The sequence below is a fragment of the Ferrimonas kyonanensis DSM 18153 genome (assembly GCF_000425405.1).
In the GTDB taxonomy this organism is placed as follows: domain Bacteria; phylum Pseudomonadota; class Gammaproteobacteria; order Enterobacterales; family Shewanellaceae; genus Ferrimonas; species Ferrimonas kyonanensis.
Map to the genome: position 1 here is coordinate 15,904 of NZ_KE384368.1, position 23,976 is coordinate 39,879.

Below are 23,976 nucleotides of genomic sequence, written 5' to 3' on the forward strand. Positions count from 1 at the left end.
GACGGAAGGTGGATTCGAGTATTAAGGAAACCGTAAGCCAGATGGCGTCCGTCCTATCCCCCACAACCACCTCACTTCAACGTGTCGCCCTTGCAAACGCGAGGGCCCAGCGACTTTGATTTTAGGTTGGCCGCAAAAGCCACTGGATACCCGCCTTCGCGGGTAGACAGAAGAGGAATTGTCGCCCTTGCGAACGCGAGGGCCCAGTGACTTTGATTTTAAGTTGACCGCAAAAGCCACTGGATACCCGCCTTCGCGGGTAAGACATAAGAGGCATTGTCGCCCTTGCGAACGCGAGGGCCCAGTGGCTTGGTATTTCCCTAAGAACAGACACTGGGTACCCGCGTCCGCGGGCACGACGGAAGGTTGTTTGATGCTGAGTGCCAACTGCGCCTCCCTGCGAGCCAAATACCATACCGCTACCACCCCATCCTCGCCGTGTCGCCCTTGCGAACGCGAGGGCTCAGTGACTTTGATTTTAGGTTAACCGCAACCACAAAAAAAGAGCGGCAATTGCCGCTCTTTTTCATCGTTACTGAACCATTCCCATCATCTCTCGATACTGGTGTGCCTGGGCGTAATAAGCCTGGCGTTCCTTTTTCGCCATGGAAGAGGCCATAGGAATATCGGCTTTCAGAGCATCCACGGGGCGACCATTGATGTGGAACTCATAGTGCAGGTGAGCACCGGTTACTCGACCGGTGGCACCAGACAGGCCGATACGCTGCCCGCGACTGACCCGCTGGCCCTTGCGAACCTGAATCTTGGACATGTGCAGATAGCGGGTGCGGTATCGACCACCGTGGTCAATCACCACGTAACGGCCTGCATAAGGATGATTTTCCACGCGAGTGACCACCCCATCTCCCGCCGCCAGCAGCGGAGTACCGCTGGGCAACGCCCAGTCGGTGCCATTATGCGGTTTTACTCGCCCGGTTACCGGGTGCTTGCGATGGCGATTGAAATGATCACTGATGCGGTATTTGCCATTAAAGGGCCGCGCCAGAAAGGCACGTTGCAGGCTGTTGCCATCGGCATCGTAAAACTGACCATCGGTATGGCGGAACGCATCCACCTCTTTGCCTCTGAGCACAAAGCTGACCGCCAGAATCTCATGATTCCCGGTGGCCACGTCATCCACAAACTGGGAGCGACGAACCACTCCGAACTGGTCGCCAGCTCGCAGATCGCGGCGAAAATTCAACTTGTCCTTAAACAGGTTTTCAATCTCGGCCACATCGTTGGCATTCAGGCCCGCCTGCTGAGCTACTCGAGCAAAACTGCCTTTAACTTCACCATGAACGCCGGTGGAACGCCACTGGCCCTCGAGGCGAATCTCTTCCACCTCGTACTCTCCGGGAGCCACCTGGGTGAAACGCACCTTATGAGCCGGATTAAACACCAGTTCCAGTTTCTGTAGATCGTTATCGGCTTCGTCGAGCCAGAAATTGAGGCGATCACCGACTTTCAGGGTATCGAGCGCCAGCACCGAGTAATCCGCCTCCAGCAGTTGATACATCTGTTTCTGACTGATGCCAATCAGAGAGAAAATACGGCTAAGATTGTCGCCCTTGGCGATCTCATAACTGAGGGTTTCCGGCAGGGTAACGCTGTCGAGGCTAACCAGCTCCGGAACCGGTTCGGTGGTGAGATCCGGCAGCACGATCTGGCCATGCTGAGACGTTGGCAGCAATGCGTACAGGGCAATACTGAGTGCGCCAGCCATTAGCCACCAAGGCTGAATGGCGCGAAAATCCAAAGCCTGTAACTTCTGTCGCACGGCTCACTCCATAACGATAATTCGTAAAATCTGCAGGACAAATTGCCCCGTCGCCCGGGGAATGTCAAAAAGGATGACCAAAGATCTGACCGGGAACACAGTAAACGGTTCCCATTTCAGGAGAAAAAAAGGATTAAACCGGCTTTCGCAGGATCAAATGGGTGTAGCGGCCCAAATCACGAAACACTGGCTTTTCCGAGTACTCCAACTCCAGTTCCAGCAAACGGGACAACGACTGCTCCTGACGGCCTTTATCCCGCAGATAATCGTGAATCACCCTGACCCCCACCTGCCGTTCCAGCACCATGCCTGCGTCGGTCAACCACCGAATCACCTGCTGATTATCAAAGCCATGCCGAGGCGCCAACTTAACCTTCTTTTTACCGTGCACCATGGTATGACCCAGGTTATCGAAATTCCCGGCAACCAGGTTATGCATCTCCATGCCTCGATAGTTAAAGAACATCAGCGACAAATAGCCACCCGGCGCCACCTGCTCAAGCAGGCCGATGATGGTCTGCTGAGGCTGTTCCAACCACTCCATCACGGCATGACACAGCACCAATGAATAGGGGCCATTCGATTCGCTTCCCAGGCTCTGAATCGGTCCGTGATAGGTGGTTAGGCGATCGCTGACAGCCAATGCCTTTGCCCGGCTTTGTGCCTGCTGCAGCATCTCGCCGGAAAGATCGCACAGTAACAGCGGGTGCCCCCGTTGAGCCAGTTGCAGCGACAACTGGCCTTGACCGCCCCCAGCATCGAGAACCGGGCAGGTGTCGGCCAGGTGTGGCAGGATATGTTGGGTCAACTCCCGCATCACCACCGCTTCACGGATTTTTCCTTTGCTGCTGTCGTATATGTTTCGAGCAAATTTTGATGCCCGGGTGTCAAAGTTAACGTCTGCCACTGCTGCCTCTCACCGAATCGTTGACCCAAAGGTGCCAACGCACATTGTCATTATCCTGCGGCAACTGTAAAGCGCCCAAAGGCCCGAGCGCCGCCATCAGGATAAAAACCGATCAACACTCCCGCCGCGACACCCGTAGGGACTCTGTTTGTATACCCATGGTAAATATGGGGTTAAAAATATGAGCTGTCGCATGTTTTTCCGGCAGTGGCTTGGCTAAAATTAGCAAACCATAATAAAACTGATTCTCACTACCATGCACAGTCACAGTCTTCATCGCTGGCAACACAGCCACCAGTTTGCCCAGCAGCAGGAAAAGAACGAAAAACGCACCCTGTATGCGGTACTGATTACCGCCGCCATGATGGTGATCGAGATCGTCACCGGTTACCTGACCGGCTCCATGGCGCTACTGGCCGACGGCTGGCACATGGCCACCCACGTGGCGGCGTTTGGATTGACGCTGTTCGCCTACAGCTTCGCCCGCAAAGCCGCTAAAGACGCACGCTATAGCTTTGGCTCCGGCAAAGTGAATATCCTGGCCGGTTTCACCAGCGCGGTCGCGCTGGTACTGGTGGCGGCCATGATGGCCATTGAATCCATCTGGCGCCTGATTGAACCCGTGGCCATCGATTACAACAACGCCCTGATTGTGGCGGTTGTCGGCTTAGTGATTAACGTTGTCTGTGCCTACCTGCTACACCAAGGAGAGGATCACCATCATGGCCACTCCCACGGACACAGCCACGGTCATTCCCATGAACACGGTCACCATGACCACGATCACCAGCACGGTCACTCCCATAGCCATGGACACAGCCACGACCACAACCTGTACGCCGCCTATCTGCACGTCATCGCCGATGCATTGACCTCGCTGACGGCCATCTTTGCCCTGTTGGCCGCACGCTATTTCGACATGCCCGGCCTGGATCCCATCATGGGGGTGGTCGGCGCGATCATCATTACCCGCTGGGGCTGGGGCTTGATAAAAGACACCTATCCGACCCTGCTGGATCGCTGCCCGAATGACGCTCTGGCGGAAAAAGTCAGTCACCGCATTGAGGCGGATCGGGATAACCGCATTGCCGATCTGCACTTGTGGAAAGTCAGCGGGCACCACAGCGCCGCCATCATCAGTCTGGTGACCCACCACCCGCAAGATCCTGAGCACTATAAACAGTTACTGAAGGATGTGCCTGAGCTGAGCCACATTACCGTCGAAGTGCATCACTGCCACGACACCCCCTGCCTGGATTAAGCCCGGCCTGTAAACGCAATTTCGCGGCAGCCTGTCAGCCATTGACTGGCTGCCGCCCTACTCTGCAATGTTAAACGCCCTGCGCGGGCCCAGGTTTTCACCTTCGCCCTTGCCTCAGCCTGCCATGGCACCTACAATCCGCGCCAATCATGAAATCTTGGAAATGACTATGCAAAATAGCGTCGTGCTGGTGAAAGGGCGGGAGAAATCTCTGCAACGCCGCCACCCCTGGGTATTCTCCAAAGGGATTAAGAAGGTCAATGGCAACCCCGGCCTGGGAGACACCGTTGAGGTACTGTCCCACGATGGACGCTGGCTGGGTCGCGGCGCCTATTCGCCGCAATCCCAGATTCGAGTGCGACTGTGGAGCTTCGATGCCAATGACAACATCGATGAGTCATTCTTTCGTCGCCGCATTGAGCGTGCCCAGGCCGGGCGCAATGCCTTGCCCCGAGAGCACGAAATCAGCGGCTACCGACTGGTGGCGGCCGAGTCTGACGGCCTGCCCGGCGTCACCATCGATCGCTTTAATGACGTGCTGGTTTGCCAGCTTCTGAGCGCCGGGGCCGATGCCTGGCGGGACACTCTGGTCAAGGTATTGAGTGACCTGTACCCAGAATGTGCCATCTATGAGCGCTCCGATGTGGACGTGCGCAAGAAAGAGGGGCTGGCCCCCACCACCGGCCTGCTCAAGGGCGAACTGCCACCACAGCCGATGGCGATCAAGGAAAATGGTCTGCAGCTGTTGGTGGACGTCGTTACCGGCCACAAAACCGGCTACTACCTGGATCAACGTGACAACCGTCTCGCCTCCAGTCGTTACGTCAAAGGTCGCAGCGTACTCAACTGCTTCAGTTACAGTGGCGGCTTCGGCACCTATGCCCTGAAAGCCGGTGCCTCGCACGTGGTCAATGCCGACGTTTCCGCTCCGGCTCTGGCTCTGGCCAAACAGAATGCCGAGCTCAATGGTCTGGACCTGTCCAAGGCCGAGTTTGTCGAAGCCGACGTATTCAAGCTGTTGCGAGAGTATCGGGATCAAGGGGTTCAATTTGACGTGATCATTCTGGATCCGCCTAAGTTTGCCGACAGCAAAGCCCAGCTGATGGGGGCCTGCCGGGGCTATAAAGACATCAACATGGTGGCCATGCAGATCCTCAAGCCCGGTGGCACCTTGCTGACTTACTCCTGCTCAGGCCTGATGGAATCCAACCTGTTCCAGAAGATTGTCGCCGATGCCGCCATCGATGCCGGTCGAGATGCGCAAATCATCGAGCGCCTGAGCCAGGCCGGGGATCACCCCATCGGCAGCGCCTTTCCAGAAGGCTTCTACCTGAAAGGACTGGCGGTACGGGTCTGGTAATCCGAAACTGCACACCAGCAACAGGGGCCAGTTGGCCCCTGTTTTCGTTCTCTCTGGACTGGCAGTAACCTGTCATCCCTGCCCGGCAGAGCGGGCCAATGCCATCGCCCGAGCGGCTTCAACCCGAGGCTTGACCCAGGCTTCATTCAACCACAGCGAACCAAGAATCAACCCGCCTCCGACCATCAACCGGCCCCACTGCAGATTGTGCTGCCACAGCACCAGGTTCACCAGCAGTCCCGCCGGTACCAGCAGGTTATTCATAATGGCCAGTGCTCCGGCATCCACCTGGCACGCCCCCCGGTTCCACAAAAAATACCCGAGGCCGGACGCCACCACTCCCAACCACAGCAAGATACCCCATTGAGTCATGGTCTGTGGCAACCGGTCCGAGTTTCCCAGCATCAGATAAGCCGGCAGAGCCACCAGCAAGGCACCGACATAAAACAACGCGAACACCTGATGCTGAGGCAGCGTCTGCGACTGCTTCTCCATCCACCACTTGTAACTGGCCTGGCCGATGGCAAAACAGAGGTTGGCGCCCTGCACCACGGCAAACCCGAGCAGGAAATCGGCATTGACCGAAGCGTATTTGATCACCGCCGTGCCCGCCACGGCAATGGCCGCCGTCAGCAGGTACCAGGGAGAGAAACGGCCATGAAGTAAGTCGTACCACAGGGTAACGTACACCGGCGTCATAACGGTAAACAGCAGCACTTCGGCCACGCTCAGGTACTCAAACGAGTGGTAATAGAAGCCGTACATCACCCCCAGTTGGCAAGCACCGATGGCCATCAACACCAAACTCGAGGAGAGAGACAATCGCCGCGGCCGCAACCAGGGCAGCATCACCATTAATGCCAGAGCGATACGAACCAGCACCGAAAACCAAGGGTCGACCCGCCCCGCCAAAAATTCGCCAATCAGACTGAAGGAGAACGCCCACAGCAACGTCACCAGCATCAGGTAGCGCATCACTCCTCTCCGGCCGGGCGACGATCCACGTCCACCAGATGGTGACCGCTAAGCCAGTTTCGCCCCAGCAATAGCTTGTATTTCATTCGACTCCGGTCGCGAAGATTGACCCGCACTTCCCGAGTATGGCCGTTAAATGTCAGCGGCAATTCCACCACATAGCGAGATTCGGTGCCCTGAGCATTGCGTACCCGAATCACATCAACCACCACCGCAGCCAGAGATTGAGTCTGTCCCAGTTCATTACCGCTGGAAAAGCGCACTACCTTGCCGATGTTGTCGGATGCTCGGGAAGAGGAGGAATCGATTCGCACGTTGATGGCGTGCAAAGAGGTGGTGGCTGCACCGGTATCGATGCGGGCCAGATAGCGAACCGACGCCTTACCCAAGGTAAGGTACTCAACCGGTCCTACTACGGATTTCGTCATGCCGTGCCCCTGGCTGGCCACCATCCACACCACCGATGCCAATACTATCGCTTGGATGAATCTGGCCATATTGCTGCTGCGCCTTAAGTCTCTAAAACCGCTATTGTAGCAAGGGTTTGGCTTCTGGGCTTGTGCTAATAAGTAACCTCAGGTGTCGCTCCAGGGCCGACAGTTGTGAAAACTCCTGACGTTGCTGGAGACCTCGCCGGTGCAGGCGATACACCTGAACGGTACCAGGCTCACCCGCCAACGTTTCGGCGGTTTCGCCCTTAGGATCCAGGCAAACGGCGTAGGGCAGCTCCCGTAACTTAGGCAACACAAACCAGCTTGCCACCCAACCGGGAATGGCGCTGGTGTCCACCAAGTAACGTCCACCAGGATCGTTGAGGGCAGCGGTGGATTCCAGCGCCTTCATGGCCAGATGCGAGCCGGCCTTATCATGGGCAAACAGCAGCCAGGTCACCTCATGGTTCAGGTGACAGGGATGTCCGAACTGATCAGAAAATGCCGCATCCAACTGCTCGATACCGGCCGAGGCTGGCGCAATGAGCACACACAAGATGACACCGATAAGCAGAGTCTCGCGCAAACTAATCCACTCTGAAACTGGGGAAAGGTTGAGCCTACAAGGGCGAAGCCAGCAACACCAGAACCTCAGACCAATTCGGCGAAGCGGATCCCAATCCCCCTCACTAGTGCCGCTTATGTTGAACCTGTTGGCTGCGATAAACCCCGGTGGCGATGGCCGGCGCCAGAGTCAACGAGTCCAGAGCCAGGCCCAACTTGTCGTTATAAAAGGCCAACACCTCGGAAATCACCAGTGTCAGTGACTGTTGCTCCTCCTCAGCCATTCTGACCGCCACCCCCAGATCAAACGCCAGGGCCATATTGCAGTCCCCCAACGCCTGAACCTGCTCCTTAGTCAAAGTCGCCAACAGGCACAACCACATGGTGGCCACCTGTTTGCTTGGCACTTCCATCACCGGAGTCTGGCCGTCCTGAGCCCCCTGCGTCAGTCTGTGCTGATTGTGCATACTCCCTCCCATCCGCTTATCACGGCTCTCTAATTTCCCTAAGATGACCGAATCACGTTACCCTAGCTACCGAGCATTGAAAAGCCAAATCCCCGCCAGCAACCGCCTTTTTATAAAGACAGTTCACACACTGACGCCCTTAAACCCCGCTTAGCTGGCGTTGTTAACAGGTGGCAGTTACACTGACGTCATTCCTTCCTGCCGAGTTTCACTGATGCTGTTTATCTCTGACATTCATGGCTGCCTGCCTGCGCTGGAACGCGCGCTGGAGTGGGCGCAGCGCAAATCATGCCGTCACCTTATCCTTCTTGGAGACGTTCTCAACCACGGTCCCCGCAACCCGGTACCCGAGGGATACAATCCCCCTGCCGTCGCCGAGCGCCTCAACCAATGGGCCGACCGGATTTTGGCGGTTCGCGGTAACTGCGACTCCGAAGTGGACCAGATGCTGTGTCAGTTTCCTTTGATGGCGGACTACAACAACCTGATGCTGGGTAACAAACGCGCCTTTGTGACTCATGGTCACCTGTGGAACGACAGCCAACTGCCTCCCCTGGCCGACGGTGACCTGTTCTGTTTTGGCCACAGCCACATTCCCATGGCCCGCTGGCAGGAAAAGCGTTTGATGTTCAATCCCGGCTCCATCACCCTGCCAAAAGGCGGATTCGCCCCCAGCCTGGGTCATTTTGATGGTAAGCTTCTGACAGTCATGGATTTGGACGGCAACGTCATAGAGCAGGCAAGCATCGATGAATTTTGAACAGCTGATCGCCAAACTGCCCGAGTTTGGCCATAACATCACCATCTTCGCCAACCGCCTGGGGCTGGTTCAGGCGCAGCTGGAGGTGGATCACATTGCCCTACGGGTCACCGAGAAGAGCGATGCCGAGCACCTGAAAACTCAGTTCGAAAAACGAGGCACCATTCTGTCGGATAAGGTGATCAACGGTCGCCCGATCTACCTGATTGAGCTGGAGCAACCGCTCAGCGTCGGCCCCTGGCAGGTGAGTGTCATCGAACTGCCCTTCCCCGATGGCCGCAAACGCCGTGATGGCTGGGAACACATCGAGTTTGTCCTGCCCTGCGGAGCAGAGAACGAACAGCAGCTGATGAAGGCGGTCAAACAACTGCCAGTGATTACCGCCAAATGGCCGGTCATTGAGGACGGCACCCTGGAGATCGCGGTCAAATCCAGCGACTCTAAAGCCGATGACGAGCCGTTGCCTAACCCTTCGGTGTCGTTTAAAAGCAACCACCTCACCATCAAACTGCACCCCTATGACATTCGTCAGGTGATTGGCGCTCAGCCTGCGCCCGCTGCCAACTAAGGCCGATGCGTCTCGATGGCCTTGAGCATTCGGCTCAGGGCCAGCTCCAAAGTCTCTCTCGGGCAGGCAAAATTCAACCGTACAAACCCCGGCGCCCCAAATTCGGTGCCACAAGACAAGCCCACCCCATAGTCGGTGAACACCTTAGACGGGGTTTCCCATCCCAGGGCGCGACAATCAATCCAGGCCAGGTAAGTCGCCTGTGGCGCCATCAGGGTCAGTCCCGTCACCGGCGACAGTGTCTGTTCCAGTAACTGCCAGTTCTGGCCCAAATACTCAATCAGCGCATCGAGCCAGGGTTGGCACTGACTGAAGGCCGCCTCCATCGCCACCGCTGCCAGCACATTATGAGTGGCACAGCGCCCCTGCAACCACCCCTTCAGACTCTGGCGCAAAACCGGGGATTTGACGATGGCGAAGGCCATGGGCAAGCCCGCCAGATTAAAGCTCTTACCAGCCGATACCAGGGTAATGACCCGATCCTGCTCCTGCGCCAGTGCCGACAGCGAACGATGCCGATGCCCGGGCAGAATCAGATCGCCATGAATCTCATCGCTGATCAGCAGCAGTTGGTAGCGACGAGCTAACCGCAACAGTTGTTGCTGCTCGGCCTCGGTCCAGATCGTGCCGCCAGGGTTGTGGGGGTTGCACAGTATCAACCCTTGCATGCCATCGGCTGCGGCCTGCTCAATCTGCTCTAATGGCAAACGGTACTGACCCGCTTCCATCTTTAATTCAAAGGCCCGGCCACGAATATTGAGGTTTTCTGCCACCTTACGAATGGGGGGATAGACGGGCGAGAAAAAACCGATGTCTGACAACTGTTGAGATTCCACCGCGAAATTCAGCCCCGGCACCACTGCCGGCAATGTCACCAACTGCGACGGCGTTGCCTCCACCTGCCAGCGGCGGAGTAACCACTGACACACCGCCTGCTTGGTCCCCTGAGACAGCACCCCATAGCCAAAAATGTCGTGTTTCAGCCTTGCCTGCAACGCCTGGGTCACCGGCTCGGGAATGGCAAAATCCATATCGGCCACCCACAGCGGCAGCACATCCCGGCCGGCGTACTTTTGCCACTTCAGGCTGTCACTCTGGCGACGGTCGATGTATTTTTCAAACTCCATCTGCGGCTTCCCCTTGTCCATCCACGACTTTTCGACATTCAGCCCCTATAATGCCGACTATCTTACTCAGTTACAGCTTTCTCTATGACATTGGATATAAAAACCTTCCTGAAAGGACTGGCCATGGGCGCCGCCGATGTAGTGCCCGGCGTATCCGGGGGTACCATCGCGTTCATTACCGGCATCTACGACACGCTGCTGGAAAGCATTCGCCGCATCAACCCCAGCCTATTTGGTCTCTGGCGTCAGCAAGGCTTTAAGGCAGTATGGAATCACATCAACGGCTCTTTTCTGGTGACTCTGTTGTCCGGCATCGGTATCAGCATCGCGTCACTGGCCAAGGTGATCTCCTATCTGTTGGTGAATCAACCCATCGGCCTGTGGAGTTTTTTCTTCGGCCTGATTCTGATCTCCATTGTCCACATCGGCAAACAAATTGAAGGTTGGTCGCCGCAGTTGCTGCTGTCACTGCTGGTAGGCGCCGGCTTCGCCTACCTGATCTCGGTGGCCAACCCACTGGCGTTGGACCCGACGCCAGTCAATATTCTGATCGGCGGCATGATCGCCATCTGCGCCATGATTCTGCCAGGCATCTCCGGCAGCTTTATTCTGCTGCTGCTGGGGCTGTATGCGCCGGTGCTCGGTGCGGTGAAAAGCGCCGAGCTGACTACCATAGCCATCTTCCTGTGCGGCTGTGTGCTGGGACTGCTGAGCTTCTCTCACCTGTTGTCGTTCCTGCTACGCCGCTTTCACGGTGCCACGCTGGCGTTTCTAACCGGATTATTGATCGGTACTCTGGGCAAAATCTGGCCCTGGAAGCAAACACTGAGCTGGCGGGTAAATTCCAAAGGAGACCAGGTGCCACTGCTGCAGGAAAACCTGTTGCCGGGCCAGTTTGAGTCCATTACCGGCGAGCCCCATCAACTCTATCTGGCGCTGGCCTGCGCCGTCGTAGGCTTTATGGTGGTGCTGGTACTGGAGAAAGTGGGGCAACGACACCATTAGCCCCCCAAAACCAATCAACATAAAAAAAGCCTGAGCACTGCTCAGGCTTTTTTATTGCGTCGAGATCAGCTGCGATTGCTGATCTTTTCTCGAATGTCATCCACGGTGGCCCCAAGACGAGCCAGAGCCTCTTCATCGGGAACCAGCTCTTCACACGGCGGCATCACTGCCGTGGTGTACTGCTTCATCGGCGCCCGGGCCAGATTTTTCAGGGCAACCCAGTCCATTCTCGGCTCAGTCACCGGCAAAGTGGCCGCCTCATACAAACACACCGGGTGATCTTCCGGGTAGTACTTCAATAGCTTATCCACCAGCACCTGCCGCTGCGACGCGTCCCCTTCAAAGCTGGTGCAACTGGTGTCGCCGGCAACCGCGATCTGCCACAGCACCATGTAACAGTGTGGCGTGGGCGGCACCTGAAACATCGACAGAAACCCGGCCTCAAAATGACTCATACCCCGATTACCGGGATCGATGTTCAAATCGGCGATAAGGCAATCGTCGGCACCGATCCCTGGATGGTTTTGTGCCGGCAGGCCCAGTGCCCGCACCTCGTTCACCGACCACTTGGAGATCGACGCAAACACATTCGGGTGACCGTACAAGGCCAGTACCACCCGCTGCCCGGCGGCCACCGCACTGACCACCTCGTCGGTCATCGCTCGATAGGATTTAGGCCGAGAAGATTGCTCATGGTAATGGCGCTGCAGCGAACGCGCTTTGGGGTTCAGCCCCTCGAGGTATTCCTCTGCCACCGGGTGCGCCACCAAGTAATAGACCTGATCCGCATGGCGAATCTGACTCTCGGTGAACTTACTGGTATGACGGGGAATGCTGATCCCCAGGCCCACCACATCCAAACGTCCCTGTGTCATGCGTAGCTTCCTTTAAAGGTTTGTACCTGATTACCGCCGCCGTCGCGAATCTCATCCAGCACCCGATCGGCCCTCAGGATCATCTCTGCCAGATCCCTCTGACGGTTGTAACCGCACACGCCAACGCTGACGGTAACGGCCTGCCTCAATTCCAGCTCTTCCGGCGGTATCGCTTCTGTCTCCAACCGAATCTGCTCGGCGATGGATTCCGCATTGGGCCGCGATACTCCGGGTAACAGCAGCGCCAACTGGTTACCGCCCAATCTGCCCAGCAGACTGTCGCTGCTGCCATGCCGGTCCACCACCTGGCTGATCCTGGCCAGCACATCATCACCGACGCCATAGCCGTACTCAAGATTGATGTCCCTGAGACCGTCCACCTTGAGGATCAATACCGAGATGGGCGTGGACGGATCCAGTTTGGCGCACTGTCCGGCGGCGCTTTGCAGCCAGAAGGTTCGGCTCATGCCCCTGGTAATGGCATCGTAATGAGCCAGGTTGCGAAAATGGTCACGACTGCGTCCCATTCGGCGGTTAGTAATGAACATGCCCAGCAAGCCAATTACCACGGCGGCGCTGACGGCAATGACCCCGCGACTGCGATTGCGCTCACTCATTAGCTGCGCTTCCTGAGCCCGCTGCAGGGCCTGCGCTTCCTTGACCTGATTCTCCTGCTGCAATGCGTTCATCTCAATTTTTTGCACCGCAAAGGTGATTGAGTTGAGCTTTTTCAGATACAGCTCTTTCAGTTCAAGAGCCGCGGCATAATACTCCGCCGCCTGTTTAAACTCACCGGCGGCAAAACTGACTTTGGCCCTCAGCACTTCAATTTCGTACGACGATTTATCCTGAGCCAAGTACCTAAGTTCATTCGCGGAGTCATCAATGTGCTCTCTGGCTAGAGCCAGATCGCCCTTGCCGAGATAGGCCTTGGCGTACAGCAGGTGCAACGAGTCTCTGGCGTAATCGATATTATTTTCAGTATAGAGTTGTTCAGAGTCCGCCAGAACAGTCAACGCTTCGTCGTATTTTTCAAAGTGGATCTTCACATCGGCGTAATACAGTTTCCACATGATAATCTCGTAATTATTACCATCCGTATGACACCGCTCACGAGATTGTTCTAGTTTCGCCAATACTTCTTTATAACTGCCTTTGAGTTTTAAAATATGCTGATCAACCATGCTTTCCATACAAGTGGATTCAGCCCCTTTCTGGCGATACAATTTCGCCCTTTCCATATAATAAGAGGCACTCTCATAGTCATCGATAAGCGTGTAATGATTGGCAATGGTGGACAACAGATCGAATTTAATCGCATCATCATCGACACGATCAATATATTTTGAGGCATCGAGAAAAAGCCGGATCGACTCGACAAACTCACCTAAGGCGGCAGCATTAATGGCCTGTATCTTGCTGCTGTAGATAAACTCTTTATACAACTTATTTTCCAGCGCACACTGGGCCGCCAGTTGCGCCCGCTCATAGGAGCGCCGATACTGCCCTACCCCTAAATGGCTCACTGCCGCCACCTGCAGCGCCTTACAAAACTCGTTGGGCTTCAGATAATTAAAGCGCTGCAACAACAACTCCGTTTGCTGCAGCGCACTCTTAGGATCTTCTTTTGCCAGATCGAAAAGAAACTCCAACTGCTGGCTTTTATCGTTAACATCATTCTCGGCAGACCATGCCGGCAGGGACAGGCAACAAACTAATACGACAAACCACACATAACGCATTTGCTGATATCCCAGGTTCACAATGTCACGATGTTAAATAAGCGAAGATCACCATCTAGACTCTTTAAAAATGAACGAAAAGCAACAATCCGTTCAGTGAAGAATCATCATCGCCGCTGGCAATCAGCTGTTCAATCTGCTGCTGACCTTCGGCTTCCAATTCAAATTCTTGGTATACCTGCTTCGGATCCACAGAGAAACGCTGGCTCAACTCCGCGTCCAAACCCAACTTGATTAACAACTGTTGTGCTTTGGTAGACATCACACACTCCTTGTGCAATTGAAAAAAGAAAAGATGTCGCCACATCTGGCCCGCTACAGCCTGAGAAATATCCCTATTTCAGGCACTCCTCAGAGCAAATGGCCGTCAGAGGTCGACATCTGGATGCTATCAACAAGCTCAGTGATGCTCAACCACTAAGTTGATTCTGAAATCATTTTTTCTGTTTCTCTGCCATCTTTGGAACCAGCAACTGGGGATCCAACCGCTCACCGTACCAGTTGATACGCCAGTCCAGGTGCGCACCGGTTACTCGCCCGGTGGCGCCCACTTCGGCCACTTCCTGGCCCTGGCTGACCCGGGTTCCCGGCGTCACCAGCAGCTTAGACAGGTGCAAGAATGTGGAGGAGACTCCATAGCCATGGTCGATGATCAGAGTACCGCCGGAATAGAACATGTCCGGCACCGCCAGAGTGATCACCCCGTCGGCGGGCGCCACCACCCGAGTACCGGTGGGCGCCGCCACGTCGACGCCAAAATGAGGACGTTTAGGGACGCCGTTGTAGATGCGCTGACTGCCGTACACGCCGGTAATGGGGCCGGTCAGCGGCCAGATAAACTGCTGCTGCCAGTACAGGGCGTCGGAATCGGTGGCCCGAGCCTGCCTCACCTGGGCACTGTCTTTACGGGCCCGGGCGATGGCCTCGGGGTCCGGCTCCATGATGTTCTTAGCAATGCCTTCGATGCTCTGAGTCCGGTAACTGCGCTGACTGAGCTCTATATCATGGGTGTCAGTGCCGCCGTTTGGGCCAGTCACTTTCAACTTGTGACTCAGGGGCGCGTCACGTCCGAAGCCCATCACCAGATTGCCATCGGCATCCACCCGCACCGCTTTGTCGTTCAACCACACCTGGCTGCCCGGGGCAACTTTAGCCCGAATTAACGAGCCCTGTGTCAGCGCCCCCTGCAGCTCGAGAGCAGCAGTTTGTGAAGCAAAAACTGACAAAATAACAACAATCAACCTGAATATCATCGCACTTCCTTATAGGCGAAACCGAGCCCAGTCCGCTATTATAAGCGGCGCCTACACCCTTACAAGAGCATAAACGCCGCCATGAAAACCACATTGATAAAAAATGCGACCCTGCTTAACGAGGGCATTCGCCAGCAAAGTGACCTGCTGATCGATGCAGGACGCATCGCCCGAATCGCTCCCGCCATTGACGCCCCGGCCGGGGCCGACGTCATCGACGCCAGCGGAAAGCTGCTCATTCCCGGCATGATCGACGACCAGGTTCATTTCCGTGAGCCGGGACTGACCCAAAAAGGCAGTATGGCCACCGAATCCCGAGCTGCGGTCGCCGGCGGCATCACCAGTTTTATGGAGATGCCCAATGTGAATCCTCAGACCACCAATATCGATGCGCTGGAAGCCAAATACCAACGCGCCGCAGAGGTGTCTGTGGCCAACTACGCGTTTTATCTCGGCGCCACCAACGACAACCTCGAACAGATCAAAAACCTGGATCCCCAGGCCGCCTGTGGCATTAAAATCTTCATGGGGGCGTCGACCGGAAACATGCTGGTGGACAACAAGGACACGCTGGAAGCCATTTTTGCCAACGCGCCGGTGCCCATCGCCACCCATTGCGAAGACACGCCGATGATCGACGCCAACGAGGAAGCGGCCCGAGCCAAGTTTGGTGACGCGGTACCGATGAAACTCCATGGCGAGATTCGCTCCCGCGAAGCCTGCATCAAGTCCTCGCGCATGGCGATTGAATTGGCGAAAAAGCACGGTGCTCGGCTGCATGTACTGCACATCACCACTGCCGAAGAGTTGGCCCTGTTTGAGGCCCATAAGTCTCTGGACAGCCTGAAAGGGGCCAACATCACCGCCGAAGCCTGCGTCCATCACCTGTTCTTCTCCGACGGCGATTACGACACGCTCGGCAGTCAGATCAAATGCAACCCCTCGGTGAAAACCGAACGGGATCGCCAAGCGATTCTGGACGCAGTAAAGCGCGATGTTATCGACATTATCGCCACCGACCACGCCCCCCATACCTGGGAGGAGAAGCAGAACACCTATTTCAAGGCGCCATCTGGTCTGCCTCTGGTACAGCACGCACTGCAGTCGCTGTTCGAACACTATCATGACGGTAACCTGAGCCTGGAAACCATCGTCCAGAAAACCAGTCACGCCGTGGCAGAACGCTTCAACTTGAAGGAGCGTGGCTACCTGCGCGAAGGCTACCATGCCGATCTGGTGTTGGTGGATCTGGATAAGCCCTACACGGTCAACAAAGACAACCTGTTGTACAAGTGCAACTGGAGTCCGTTTGAGGGCCGCACCTTCCGCTCCACCATCGCTTCTACCTGGGTAGGCGGCGTTCGAGTCTTCGATGGCAGTACCGCCACCAGCGAGCCGGTCGGCCAGCGGCTGCAGTTCGACCGTTAGCTCCCTGCCGCGATCAAAAAAGCCTGAGCAATGCTCAGGCTTTTTTGTTTTCTCCGTGCCAGTCTACAACCGCAGCTTATCGTTGCCATCGGCACTGGCAGAAACCGGGGCCAAACTCTGATGGTGCCACATGCCATTTTCAGGATAAGGCACCAGTTGCGCCTCGGTACCCGCCTGGCTCACCAGTTCCTGAATCGCCTTCCAGGTCTGCTGCCCCTGCTCTGTGAGTCGGTAGTGGTACTCGTACTCAGGCTTGCGGAACATCAGAATGCCCTTCAGTGCCGGTAGATAATCTTTCGAGGCATACTCCATCGGCAAAAACGCTTCCCTATGGTGCCCCTTAGCATCGGTGTAACTCACCTTGGTCATCACCGGTCCGGCCAAGTGCTTACCAACAGGCACCTTAAAGCAAAGTTCAAACTCGTCGGCCTCCACCGCTGACAGCACCTGCGTCGGCTGCAGGAACTGCTGTTCCGGTGGGGCACACACACAGCCGGCCAGCACGGTGACCAACACCAAAATCCAATATCGCATCAGCCTGCCCCCTAATCGACCAAGTAGTATTCCACGGTGGAAACTACTCTAACTTTTTTCACATGGGGGGTAGTTGAATCTCGGTCACGAATCGAGAAAATGCCCTGCTGGGCCCGTTTTATCTTCCCCAATGCACTGCTGGAGTCCTGAGCAAACCGCTCTGCCACTTCCCGTGCATTGCGGGTGGACTGCTCAATCATTTGGGGTTTCAGTTGGTTAAGCTCAGTAAACAGAAACTCGGTTCGCGCATTGTAATCTTCCGATGCCAGGTTGACCCCTTGCTTAGCCAGGGTAAACAGCTGCTGACGGGCCGTGATCACGGTCGCAACTTTGTTGGTGTATAAGGTGACGGTGGCGGTACCGCTGTAACGAAGCGGCGATTGCTCGGCACCATAAGACTGTGCCAGCTTGTCGGTGACTTCCGGGGTATTGAGGGTGATCTCGCCATCGCCAAAGCCCTGGCGCGCTAAAAACGCCCTCACCTGCTCCGCCTGTCGCTCCAAAGAGTCGTATACCTGAGTCAGGTCGTTATCGGCGACGGAGAAACGAATCGGCCAGATGGCAATGTTGGCGTCCACCTCTTGCTCAGCCAACCCTTTGACCACCACGGTGCGATCCAGCAGCTTAAATTGCTGCATTCCTTGACTCAAAATCAGTGCTGCCAGAGCCATGGCCACGGCCAAACTGAGGCCGAGAATTAAAGACGAGCGGTTAGACATCCTTTTCCTCCCAAAAGAGTTAGTTATATGTTTTATCAGGGTCTAAAGCCGTAGAGGCCACGACAGTTATATCATGGGCGAGCAGTTCATGCCTCCCCTATCCACGGGGCAGTCCCCGCAAGGGGGGATCACCGCCCACTAATACTCAACAGCGACCACCGCATTAAAAAACAAAAGGCCAGCGATTGCGCTGGCCTTTAGGAGTGTGAGCATCATCAGAAAATCAGGTGTGCCATCAATGCGATTACCGGCAGCGACACCAGGGTACGCAACAGGAAGATAACGAACAGCTCAAATACATTGATTGGAATCCGGCTACCCAACAGCAGTGCACCGACCTCAGACATGTAGATAAGCTGCGTCACCGACATCGCTGCAATCACGAACCGGGTCATCTCATTGTCGATGCCAGCGGCAATCACCGAAGGGATGAACATGTCGGCAAAGCCAACCACCATGGTCTCAGACGCTTCCTGAGCAAAGGGGATCTGCAGCAACTCAAGCAGCGGCACAAAAGGGGCCCCTAACCAGGCAAACAATGGGGTGTATTCGGCAATGATCAGGCCGACGGTACCGATCGCCATAACCACGGGCAAAATACCAAACACCATGTCGACGGCATTTTTCACGCCCTCTTTAGCCACGCTCAGCGGGCTGTCAATTTTATCCACCGTCTTCAGGGCATTAAGATAGCCATAAGACAGGACGCTGTGACCGGCAGGGATCATCTCCGCATCCGCAGGACGCTTGCTGCCATCAATCAGCAGGTCTTTCTTGTTGCGCAGTGGCGGCAGGCGAGGAACCACCACGGCAACCACAAAACCGGCGATGCAGATAGTGGCGTAGAAAGGCACAAACAGATGTTCCAGGCTGACCTGGGCAATCACCACCAGGCTGAAACTGATGGAAACCGCAGAGAAGGTCGTGCCGATCACCGCGGCTTCACGCTGGGTATAGCACTTGTCTTCATACTGCTTGCTGGACATCAGAATGCCGACACTGCCATCCCCCAACCAGGAGGCCAGACAGTCAATGGCGGAACGGCCAGGCAGGTTGAACACCGGGCGCATGATCTTCGTCAATAGCGTACCGATCAACTCCAACAAACCAAAATGAGTCAGCAACGGCAACAGCAAGCCAGCGAAGATAAATACCGAGAACAAAGTGGGCAGCAGGTCACCGAACACAAAGGCACCGGTATCCCCACTGGTGACCATTTCTGGGCCACTGCCAGTCACCACCATGATCACAAAAGCCGCACCCAGCAGGCGAGTCACAAACCACAGCGGCGATACGTTCAACAGACCATTGAGAAAGCTGTTGTTGGTGACAAACGCCGGACGCAGCAATTTAGTCAGGATGGTCAGCACCCCCATCAGAACCACCACCACGGCCACTACCGACGGCAAAGACTCACCGATAACGGACTTCAGACCATTAGCCAAAATGGCGATGGGGATGGTCAATCCCTCTCCTGACATGACCGGAGTCATGAATAACAGAACCCCCATCAGGGAGGGCAGCAAAAACAGCAGCAGGTTTCTGCTGGTTTTCAACTGAGCGTCGTTTGTTGCTTGCTTGTGCATGGTTGTGCCTTTCATTCTTATCTTATGCGTCTGCCGGCCCCTGTGAGCCCTGCGCAGCGCCGAATTGCGATTCGTATAACACGAGTTGCTGCGCAGATTAGCCCAAAGATGAGGGGTTGTAAAATATAAATTCTTCCAATTTGCATAATTATGGCGCCAAAACACCAATTAATATAAATAATGAATAAAAATTCGCTTTACCAGCAAGGTTTTGTAGCGGTTAATTTTTACACCTTATAAACAAAAAGGGCCCTGAGTTATCCTCAGGGCCCCCTCTTTTATGCGATCTCGCTCACGCTTTCAAGCGTCTTTGCAACTGATCCAACAAATTTGGTGGCACCCCTTTGATGGTCAGAGTGTCATTGCGCTGATCCCAGACCACCCGCTCCCCCAAATGATGGGCATCAAAACTCACCGATACCCCGCCGCCGGTGCCGGAGAATTTCTTCAGTTGCCGTAGGGTGCTTTGATCGCCGGGAAACGCCTCTTCCAGGTCATATTCACCGGCAGAAGTAAACTGGTAGAACTCTTCCGCACCATGATCGGCAAACTCATCGGCAATGTCTTTCAACTGCACTTCACCACCGGCAGTAATCTGAGTTTTGCAGTAATCAAACACCGCATCTCGACACTGCTGCTGTTCATCCTTATCCAGATCCGTGGTCGCCACATAGTCTTCCAGTGCCTGCACCAACTGCTTATTCTGAGTCTTGGTGTTGACCCCTTCGACACAGCCCATAAAGTCGAGGAAGAAGTCGGCTACCTTGCGGCCCGCCCGGCCTTTGACAAAAGAGATGTATTTTTTCGAGCTTGGATCGGCCTGCCATTCAGTCAGATCGATACGCGCCGCCAGCTGAAGGTTCGACAGATCCAGGTGTTCGCTGCCGTGAACCTCCATCTCCTGAGACACGGAAACGCTCGGCTTAGGCGACATCAGGGCCACAAACAGGTAGTCACACGCCACATGGTTGTAGGCCGCCATCAGCAGGTAGCCACCCTGAGCAAAGTCGTATTTGGCCAACTCTTTCTCAAGTAATTGACTGGCCTGGCCGCTGTATTCCACAAATCCGAGGTTGCCAGTGCGCCATTGAGTCAACGCCTCTTTAAACGCCTCATTGGCCTCGCCATCCCCTTCAGGGACACCAAAATAGCCGAAGCCCTTACCGGCTTTAGCGGTGTAGAGACGATGCAGCTCCGCAAGCAGCTCATCCAGTGCATCTGAGTGATTCAGGGGTTGGGGACGCAAGCGGCAGCGCAGTTGGCCATCGGGTTCCCGCTGCACCGCATGCAATATTGCTTGTTCGATCTTAATCATCTTTTTCCTGGTGTTAGTGGTTAGCGTTCAGATCCGCTATTATACTGCGCCTTTAATTCAACATCACAGGAAAAGCCATGGCTATTCTGTCTAAATACAGCAACGACGACGTAGAAAGCTTGCTGAACGAGCTGATTCTGGTACTGGAAAAGAATGAGACCCCTACGGATCTCGCTCTGATGGTACTGGGAAATGCCGCCACTGACATCATCAACCGCAACATCGCTCCCGGTTCCCGCAAGCGAATTGCCGAGCAGTTCGGTCAGGCCCTGGCCGCCTCGGTCGACAGCCGCGCCGACGCCTGATTCAAGGCATTCGGTTCAGGGTACGCCCTGAACCGACACGGATTCGGCCACTCACACATAGCCATAATCGCAGCGGCTAGCCGCACTCATTCCTGCCTGTAGAGCAAAAACCGTTTCCAAACCGGTAGATTTACACTAGCTTGCTGGTATAGCGCCTTTTTTCCGCTTAGGATATGGGCTCAAATTTAGGTAAATTACGACGTTCATGCACGCATCCGATCTGCAAAGAGACAAAGTATCCCGCCTGGTCACCTGGGGCCATTGGTTCGCCTTCTTTAATGGACTGCTGGCCAGCGCCATCGCCGTGCGCTACGTCAAGCTCATTGGTTGGCCCGACACCCTGCTGGCTCAGTTTTACTCAGTCATCACCCTGCTTGGCCACTTCTCCTTTGTCAGCTTTGTGGTTTTTCTGCTGTGTCTGTTTCCACTGACGCTGATTTTACCCTACTCAAAAATTCTTCGGGGTTACGCGGCACTGTTGGCCACGCTGGCTCATACGGTGCTGGTGTACGATATTCTGGTGTTCGACCATTACCGCCTGCACCTGAATCCCTTTGTGTTCGACATCTCGTTTTCCGATCTGCCACAGCTGATTAGTACCCCCTGGCTGCTGATTCTTCCTGCGGCCATGCTGGCGATACAACTGCTGGTCGCCAACGGCCTATGGAAACGCATCGAACGCCTGAACCGGCGTAACTGGGGCGGAAAGATTGCCACCGTGATGCTGAGTGCCTTTTTGGGCGGCCACCTGATTCACATCTGGGCCGACGCCAATGTGTACCAACCCATCACCAAAATGGATGAGATGCTGCCCCTGCACTACCCGGCCACCGCCCGCAGCTTTATGGCCAGTCGTGGCATTGTCGATGAGGAGACCCTGGCAGAGCGCACCTCGACGGCGCGCCCCACGTCACAGCTCAACTACCCGGTTAAACCGATGCAGTGCCAGGCCAGTGACTCGCCCGATGTGGTCATTATCGCAATCGACGCCCTGAGGCAGGACCTGGTCAATGAACAAACCATGCCCTACCTGAGCCAGTGGAGCCAGGGCAGCCATGTCTTCAGCCACCACTACAGTGGCAGCAACGACGCCGACCAGGGCCTGCGCAGCCTGTTTTATGGCTTGCTGCCCGCCTACGAAGACTCATTGCAGGCAGACCAGCATCAGCCGATCCTGACCTCGGTGCTGGCCCAGCAGGGCTATCGACTGAATGTGGTCGGCACCACTGTCAGTGCCAGCGAGCCGAAGATGGCGGTGATGTTCAAAGGCATGACCCTACACCCAGAGGCCGCCTTTGACTCCGCTGCCGATCGGGACATCAACAGCACTCAGCAGGCGCTGCAGCTGATGCAAAACGGCCACTCACCCAGCTTTACCCTGATTCAATATCACTCACCCTCGGTGTACAGCACCCCGGTCGGCTTCGTCGGCCTGCCCACGGTCAAACCGCAGATGGCCATCAACGAAGCCCAGGCGGTGCTGTTCAACCAGTATCGCAGCTCCATTCATTTCCTCGATGGCCAGTTAAAGCAGCTGCTAAGCCAATTAGACAGCGATACCGTGGTGATCATTACCGGTACCGACGGTCAGGAATTTACCAGCCTGGACAACCGATTGAGCCGTAACTTCTCCGACGCCACCCTGCGGGTACCGATGATCATCCGCTGGCCTGGGGAAAGCGGCAGAACCATCAACTACCGCAGCAGCCACTATGGTGTTGCACCGACGCTGCTGACGCTGCTCGGAGGCTGTACCAATAACACCCGCGAATACAGCTCAGGCGACACCCTCTATAGCCCGTCGGACACCGACTTCTTAGTCGTGGGCAACAAGCGCTATTTCGCCATTAAAACCGACTCCACCACCACGGTCATCGACAACCGCGGCGACTACCGAGTCTATAATCGGCAAAATCGCCGCGTCCGCGACGCCAAACTGGACGCGCCGACATTGCTGAAAGTGATGAAGGAAAATCGCCGCCTGTTCGCTAAGTGATCGCCACCCGGGTTTAAGACAACGCCCCGTCCGCTCAGCGTCCGGGGCATTTTTTTGTCGGTTCCCTTGCGAGTGCTCATCAATATTGATGAATTTTGGCCGATTCGGCCGCCAAAACTTGACTACAATGGCCCCAAACCTAAGATGGTCTTGAACCACCATCATTTGCAAACTCGTGCGAAAGGACTCTCACGTGACTACAGACTCTGTCTCTTCAGACCCACGCACCGCCTTTGCCGCTTTTATGCAGCTTGAGGGGGAAACCCTCACCGTCAGTGACGATAATGGCACTCAACAATCGCTGTTGATCAGCCAGGTCAATCACAGCCAACTTCCCAACAGCCGCTTTGAAAGCCTGAGCGTGGTGCTTCAGGGCGACGAATCACTGGCGTTTGAGCAAGGGGTGTACTACCTCGAACATGCCAGCACCGGCAAACAACCACTGCTGTGCGTGCCGCTGGGCAACGGCAGCTACGAGGTCATTTTTTCCCGCGAGCGTGAGCCGGTTGCCACTCCATGAGCAGATAGATCTCATTGGTCTCGGTTTTAAGACGAAAACCCAGACGCTCATAGAGCTTTCGAGCCGGGTTATTACGCTCAACATGAATGGTTACGGTGCGATCGCTGCTCTGCGCCTCTTGAAACAGGCGCCGGAAGCAATGACTGCCAATGCCCCGGCCGCGATATTCGGGAAGTAGAGAGATGTCGACAATACGAAGCTCAGTGGACCAGGCATCCACAAACAGCCGCCCGATGGCCTTGCCATCCAGTTCGATGATGTCGAAGCGGTCGCTGCAATAATGCTGTTGGTAGTGGCGATACTGGGCCTCGAATTGAGACTCGCAAAACGCCTGCAGTTGGGCCTCGGGCCACTGGGCCGCCGCCAGCTCCTGCCGGCGCACATCGGCATAGAGGCGACGCAAGAATGGCAAGTCCGCCTCACTATGGCGACGAAGAGTTAGGGGTAAGGTTGCGCGGTCGGTCATTAGGGACATCCTGTCTGAAATGAACGCTCACC

The 23,976-nt window shown here is 55.6% G+C and carries 25 protein-coding genes; 9 read left to right on the plus strand and 16 right to left on the minus strand.

The features are described 5' to 3' along the window. Positions 1–532: 532 nt before the first annotated feature. Entirely contained in the window at positions 533–1,780 is a 1,248-nt protein-coding gene (locus H598_RS0120680; protein WP_245595633.1) for a peptidoglycan DD-metalloendopeptidase family protein, read from the minus strand. 133 nt (positions 1,781–1,913) lie between these two features. Continuing rightward, entirely contained in the window at positions 1,914–2,687 is a 774-nt protein-coding gene (locus tag H598_RS0120685; RefSeq protein ID WP_028114709.1) for a methyltransferase domain-containing protein, read from the minus strand. A 256-nt stretch (positions 2,688–2,943) separates the two neighbouring features. On the opposite strand from H598_RS0120685, the gene dmeF reads away from it, so the two are divergent. Further along, positions 2,944–3,948 (plus strand): CDF family Co(II)/Ni(II) efflux transporter DmeF, encoded by a 1,005-nt coding sequence (gene dmeF, locus H598_RS0120690; RefSeq protein ID WP_051252919.1) that lies wholly within the window; start codon positions 2,944–2,946, stop codon positions 3,946–3,948. A gap of 169 nt (positions 3,949–4,117) precedes the next feature. Continuing rightward, a complete protein-coding gene (locus tag H598_RS0120695; RefSeq protein ID WP_028114711.1) occupies positions 4,118–5,308 on the plus strand; it encodes a class I SAM-dependent methyltransferase in 1,191 nt (396 codons plus the stop codon). Positions 5,309–5,380: 72 nt separating this feature from the next. Here the strand turns inward: H598_RS0120695 and H598_RS0120700 are convergent, their stop codons facing one another. The 4 genes from H598_RS0120700 to H598_RS0120715 all read right to left on the minus strand — a co-directional run bounded on the left by H598_RS0120700 (position 5,381) and on the right by H598_RS0120715 (position 7,745). Then, on the minus strand, positions 5,381–6,283 hold the full coding sequence (locus tag H598_RS0120700) for a DMT family transporter (RefSeq protein WP_028114712.1): 903 nt from the start codon (positions 6,281–6,283) through the stop codon (positions 5,381–5,383). Beyond that, positions 6,283–6,780, minus strand: a complete 498-nt coding sequence (locus H598_RS0120705; protein WP_028114713.1) for an ATP-dependent zinc protease family protein — start codon at positions 6,778–6,780, stop codon at positions 6,283–6,285. Before H598_RS0120705 ends, H598_RS0120700 begins: the two co-directional genes overlap by 1 nt. Before the next feature lie 31 nt (positions 6,781–6,811). Continuing rightward, positions 6,812–7,300, minus strand: coding sequence for a hypothetical protein (locus H598_RS25800; protein WP_051252920.1), 489 nt, complete (start codon positions 7,298–7,300; stop codon positions 6,812–6,814). A 103-nt stretch (positions 7,301–7,403) separates the two neighbouring features. Continuing rightward, on the minus strand, positions 7,404–7,745 hold the full coding sequence (locus tag H598_RS0120715) for a hypothetical protein (RefSeq protein WP_028114714.1): 342 nt from the start codon (positions 7,743–7,745) through the stop codon (positions 7,404–7,406). Between the two features lie 214 nt (positions 7,746–7,959). Between H598_RS0120715 and yfcE the strand changes: the two genes are divergently transcribed. Beyond that, positions 7,960–8,505 (plus strand): phosphodiesterase, encoded by a 546-nt coding sequence (gene yfcE / locus H598_RS0120720; protein ID WP_028114715.1) that lies wholly within the window; start codon positions 7,960–7,962, stop codon positions 8,503–8,505. Continuing rightward, entirely contained in the window at positions 8,495–9,073 is a 579-nt protein-coding gene (locus H598_RS0120725; protein WP_028114716.1) for a VOC family protein, read from the plus strand. Before yfcE ends, H598_RS0120725 begins: the two co-directional genes overlap by 11 nt. Here the strand turns inward: H598_RS0120725 and H598_RS0120730 are convergent. Beyond that, complete coding sequence (locus H598_RS0120730) at positions 9,070–10,200, minus strand: MalY/PatB family protein (protein ID WP_035416372.1); 1,131 nt, start codon at positions 10,198–10,200, stop codon at positions 9,070–9,072. The genes H598_RS0120725 and H598_RS0120730 overlap by 4 nt on opposite strands. An 84-nt stretch (positions 10,201–10,284) precedes the next feature. Between H598_RS0120730 and H598_RS0120735 the strand changes: the two genes are divergently transcribed. Then, a complete protein-coding gene (locus tag H598_RS0120735; protein WP_084144565.1) occupies positions 10,285–11,205 on the plus strand; it encodes a polyprenyl-phosphate transporter in 921 nt (306 codons plus the stop codon). 65 nt (positions 11,206–11,270) lie between these two features. On the opposite strand, the gene H598_RS0120740 is transcribed toward H598_RS0120735, so the two are convergent. The 4 genes from H598_RS0120740 to H598_RS0120755 form a co-directional block, all read right to left on the minus strand. After that, entirely contained in the window at positions 11,271–12,080 is an 810-nt protein-coding gene (locus tag H598_RS0120740; RefSeq protein WP_028114719.1) for an SAM-dependent methyltransferase, read from the minus strand. After that, positions 12,077–13,822 carry a GGDEF domain-containing protein gene (locus tag H598_RS0120745; protein ID WP_028114720.1) on the minus strand — a complete coding sequence of 582 codons (1,746 nt, stop codon included), beginning with the start codon at positions 13,820–13,822 and terminating at the stop codon, positions 12,077–12,079. The genes H598_RS0120740 and H598_RS0120745 overlap by 4 nt, the downstream gene beginning before the upstream one ends. 64 nt (positions 13,823–13,886) lie before the next feature. Next, a complete protein-coding gene (locus H598_RS0120750; protein ID WP_028114721.1) occupies positions 13,887–14,084 on the minus strand; it encodes a hypothetical protein in 198 nt (65 codons plus the stop codon). A gap of 172 nt (positions 14,085–14,256) precedes the next feature. Next, on the minus strand, positions 14,257–15,075 hold the full coding sequence (locus tag H598_RS0120755) for a M23 family metallopeptidase (protein WP_035416374.1): 819 nt from the start codon (positions 15,073–15,075) through the stop codon (positions 14,257–14,259). A gap of 81 nt (positions 15,076–15,156) precedes the next feature. Between H598_RS0120755 and H598_RS0120760 the strand changes: the two genes are divergently transcribed. Further along, positions 15,157–16,503, plus strand: a complete 1,347-nt coding sequence (locus H598_RS0120760; protein ID WP_028114723.1) for a dihydroorotase — start codon at positions 15,157–15,159, stop codon at positions 16,501–16,503. A gap of 63 nt (positions 16,504–16,566) precedes the next feature. Here H598_RS0120760 and H598_RS0120765 read toward each other — a convergent pair whose 3' ends face one another. From H598_RS0120765 to yejK, 4 genes are all read right to left on the minus strand, one after another. Continuing rightward, positions 16,567–17,037 carry a hypothetical protein gene (locus H598_RS0120765; RefSeq protein ID WP_028114724.1) on the minus strand — a complete coding sequence of 157 codons (471 nt, stop codon included), beginning with the start codon at positions 17,035–17,037 and terminating at the stop codon, positions 16,567–16,569. An 11-nt stretch (positions 17,038–17,048) separates the two neighbouring features. Next, positions 17,049–17,756, minus strand: a complete 708-nt coding sequence (locus H598_RS0120770) for an SIMPL domain-containing protein (RefSeq protein ID WP_028114725.1) — start codon at positions 17,754–17,756, stop codon at positions 17,049–17,051. Positions 17,757–17,971: 215 nt separating this feature from the next. Next, entirely contained in the window at positions 17,972–19,342 is a 1,371-nt protein-coding gene (locus tag H598_RS0120775; RefSeq protein WP_035416375.1) for a YjiH family protein, read from the minus strand. Positions 19,343–19,634: 292 nt separating this feature from the next. Continuing rightward, positions 19,635–20,657 (minus strand): nucleoid-associated protein YejK, encoded by a 1,023-nt coding sequence (gene yejK / locus H598_RS0120780; RefSeq protein ID WP_028114727.1) that lies wholly within the window; start codon positions 20,655–20,657, stop codon positions 19,635–19,637. 77 nt (positions 20,658–20,734) lie between these two features. On the opposite strand from yejK, the gene H598_RS0120785 reads away from it, so the two are divergent. From H598_RS0120785 to H598_RS0120795, 3 genes are all read left to right on the plus strand, one after another. Next, positions 20,735–20,962 (plus strand): YejL family protein, encoded by a 228-nt coding sequence (locus tag H598_RS0120785; RefSeq protein ID WP_028114728.1) that lies wholly within the window; start codon positions 20,735–20,737, stop codon positions 20,960–20,962. A gap of 205 nt (positions 20,963–21,167) precedes the next feature. Next, positions 21,168–22,958, plus strand: a complete 1,791-nt coding sequence (locus tag H598_RS0120790; protein ID WP_035416376.1) for a DUF3413 domain-containing protein — start codon at positions 21,168–21,170, stop codon at positions 22,956–22,958. 193 nt (positions 22,959–23,151) lie between these two features. Then, positions 23,152–23,478 carry a DUF6916 family protein gene (locus H598_RS0120795; RefSeq protein WP_156897132.1) on the plus strand — a complete coding sequence of 109 codons (327 nt, stop codon included), beginning with the start codon at positions 23,152–23,154 and terminating at the stop codon, positions 23,476–23,478. Here H598_RS0120795 and H598_RS0120800 read toward each other — a convergent pair. Continuing rightward, positions 23,438–23,944, minus strand: coding sequence for a GNAT family N-acetyltransferase (locus tag H598_RS0120800; protein ID WP_028114731.1), 507 nt, complete (start codon positions 23,942–23,944; stop codon positions 23,438–23,440). The two genes, H598_RS0120795 and H598_RS0120800, sit on opposite strands and share 41 nt — an antisense overlap. Between the last annotated feature and the right edge of the window lie 32 nt (positions 23,945–23,976).

Excerpts from the sequence above, each read along its gene's own strand:
- dmeF (WP_051252919.1), top strand. The coding sequence starts at position 2,944 with ATGCACAGTCACAGTCTTCATCGCTGGCAACACAGCCACCAGTTTGCC.
- H598_RS0120695 (WP_028114711.1), top strand. The coding sequence starts at position 4,118 with ATGCAAAATAGCGTCGTGCTGGTGAAAGGGCGGGAGAAATCTCTGCAA.
- H598_RS0120700 (WP_028114712.1), bottom strand. The coding sequence starts at position 6,283 with ATGCGCTACCTGATGCTGGTGACGTTGCTGTGGGCGTTCTCCTTCAGT.
- H598_RS0120705 (WP_028114713.1), bottom strand. The coding sequence starts at position 6,780 with ATGGCCAGATTCATCCAAGCGATAGTATTGGCATCGGTGGTGTGGATG.
- H598_RS0120715 (WP_028114714.1), bottom strand. The coding sequence starts at position 7,745 with ATGCACAATCAGCACAGACTGACGCAGGGGGCTCAGGACGGCCAGACT.
- yfcE (WP_028114715.1), top strand. The coding sequence starts at position 7,960 with ATGCTGTTTATCTCTGACATTCATGGCTGCCTGCCTGCGCTGGAACGC.
- H598_RS0120725 (WP_028114716.1), top strand. The coding sequence starts at position 8,495 with ATGAATTTTGAACAGCTGATCGCCAAACTGCCCGAGTTTGGCCATAAC.
- H598_RS0120730 (WP_035416372.1), bottom strand. The coding sequence starts at position 10,200 with ATGGAGTTTGAAAAATACATCGACCGTCGCCAGAGTGACAGCCTGAAG.
- H598_RS0120735 (WP_084144565.1), top strand. The coding sequence starts at position 10,285 with ATGACATTGGATATAAAAACCTTCCTGAAAGGACTGGCCATGGGCGCC.
- H598_RS0120740 (WP_028114719.1), bottom strand. The coding sequence starts at position 12,080 with ATGACACAGGGACGTTTGGATGTGGTGGGCCTGGGGATCAGCATTCCC.
- H598_RS0120745 (WP_028114720.1), bottom strand. The coding sequence starts at position 13,822 with ATGCGTTATGTGTGGTTTGTCGTATTAGTTTGTTGCCTGTCCCTGCCG.
- H598_RS0120750 (WP_028114721.1), bottom strand. The coding sequence starts at position 14,084 with ATGTCTACCAAAGCACAACAGTTGTTAATCAAGTTGGGTTTGGACGCG.
- H598_RS0120755 (WP_035416374.1), bottom strand. The coding sequence starts at position 15,075 with ATGATATTCAGGTTGATTGTTGTTATTTTGTCAGTTTTTGCTTCACAA.
- H598_RS0120760 (WP_028114723.1), top strand. The coding sequence starts at position 15,157 with ATGAAAACCACATTGATAAAAAATGCGACCCTGCTTAACGAGGGCATT.
- H598_RS0120765 (WP_028114724.1), bottom strand. The coding sequence starts at position 17,037 with ATGCGATATTGGATTTTGGTGTTGGTCACCGTGCTGGCCGGCTGTGTG.
- H598_RS0120770 (WP_028114725.1), bottom strand. The coding sequence starts at position 17,756 with ATGTCTAACCGCTCGTCTTTAATTCTCGGCCTCAGTTTGGCCGTGGCC.
- H598_RS0120775 (WP_035416375.1), bottom strand. The coding sequence starts at position 19,342 with ATGCACAAGCAAGCAACAAACGACGCTCAGTTGAAAACCAGCAGAAAC.
- yejK (WP_028114727.1), bottom strand. The coding sequence starts at position 20,657 with ATGATTAAGATCGAACAAGCAATATTGCATGCGGTGCAGCGGGAACCC.
- H598_RS0120785 (WP_028114728.1), top strand. The coding sequence starts at position 20,735 with ATGGCTATTCTGTCTAAATACAGCAACGACGACGTAGAAAGCTTGCTG.
- H598_RS0120790 (WP_035416376.1), top strand. The coding sequence starts at position 21,168 with ATGCACGCATCCGATCTGCAAAGAGACAAAGTATCCCGCCTGGTCACC.
- H598_RS0120800 (WP_028114731.1), bottom strand. The coding sequence starts at position 23,944 with ATGACCGACCGCGCAACCTTACCCCTAACTCTTCGTCGCCATAGTGAG.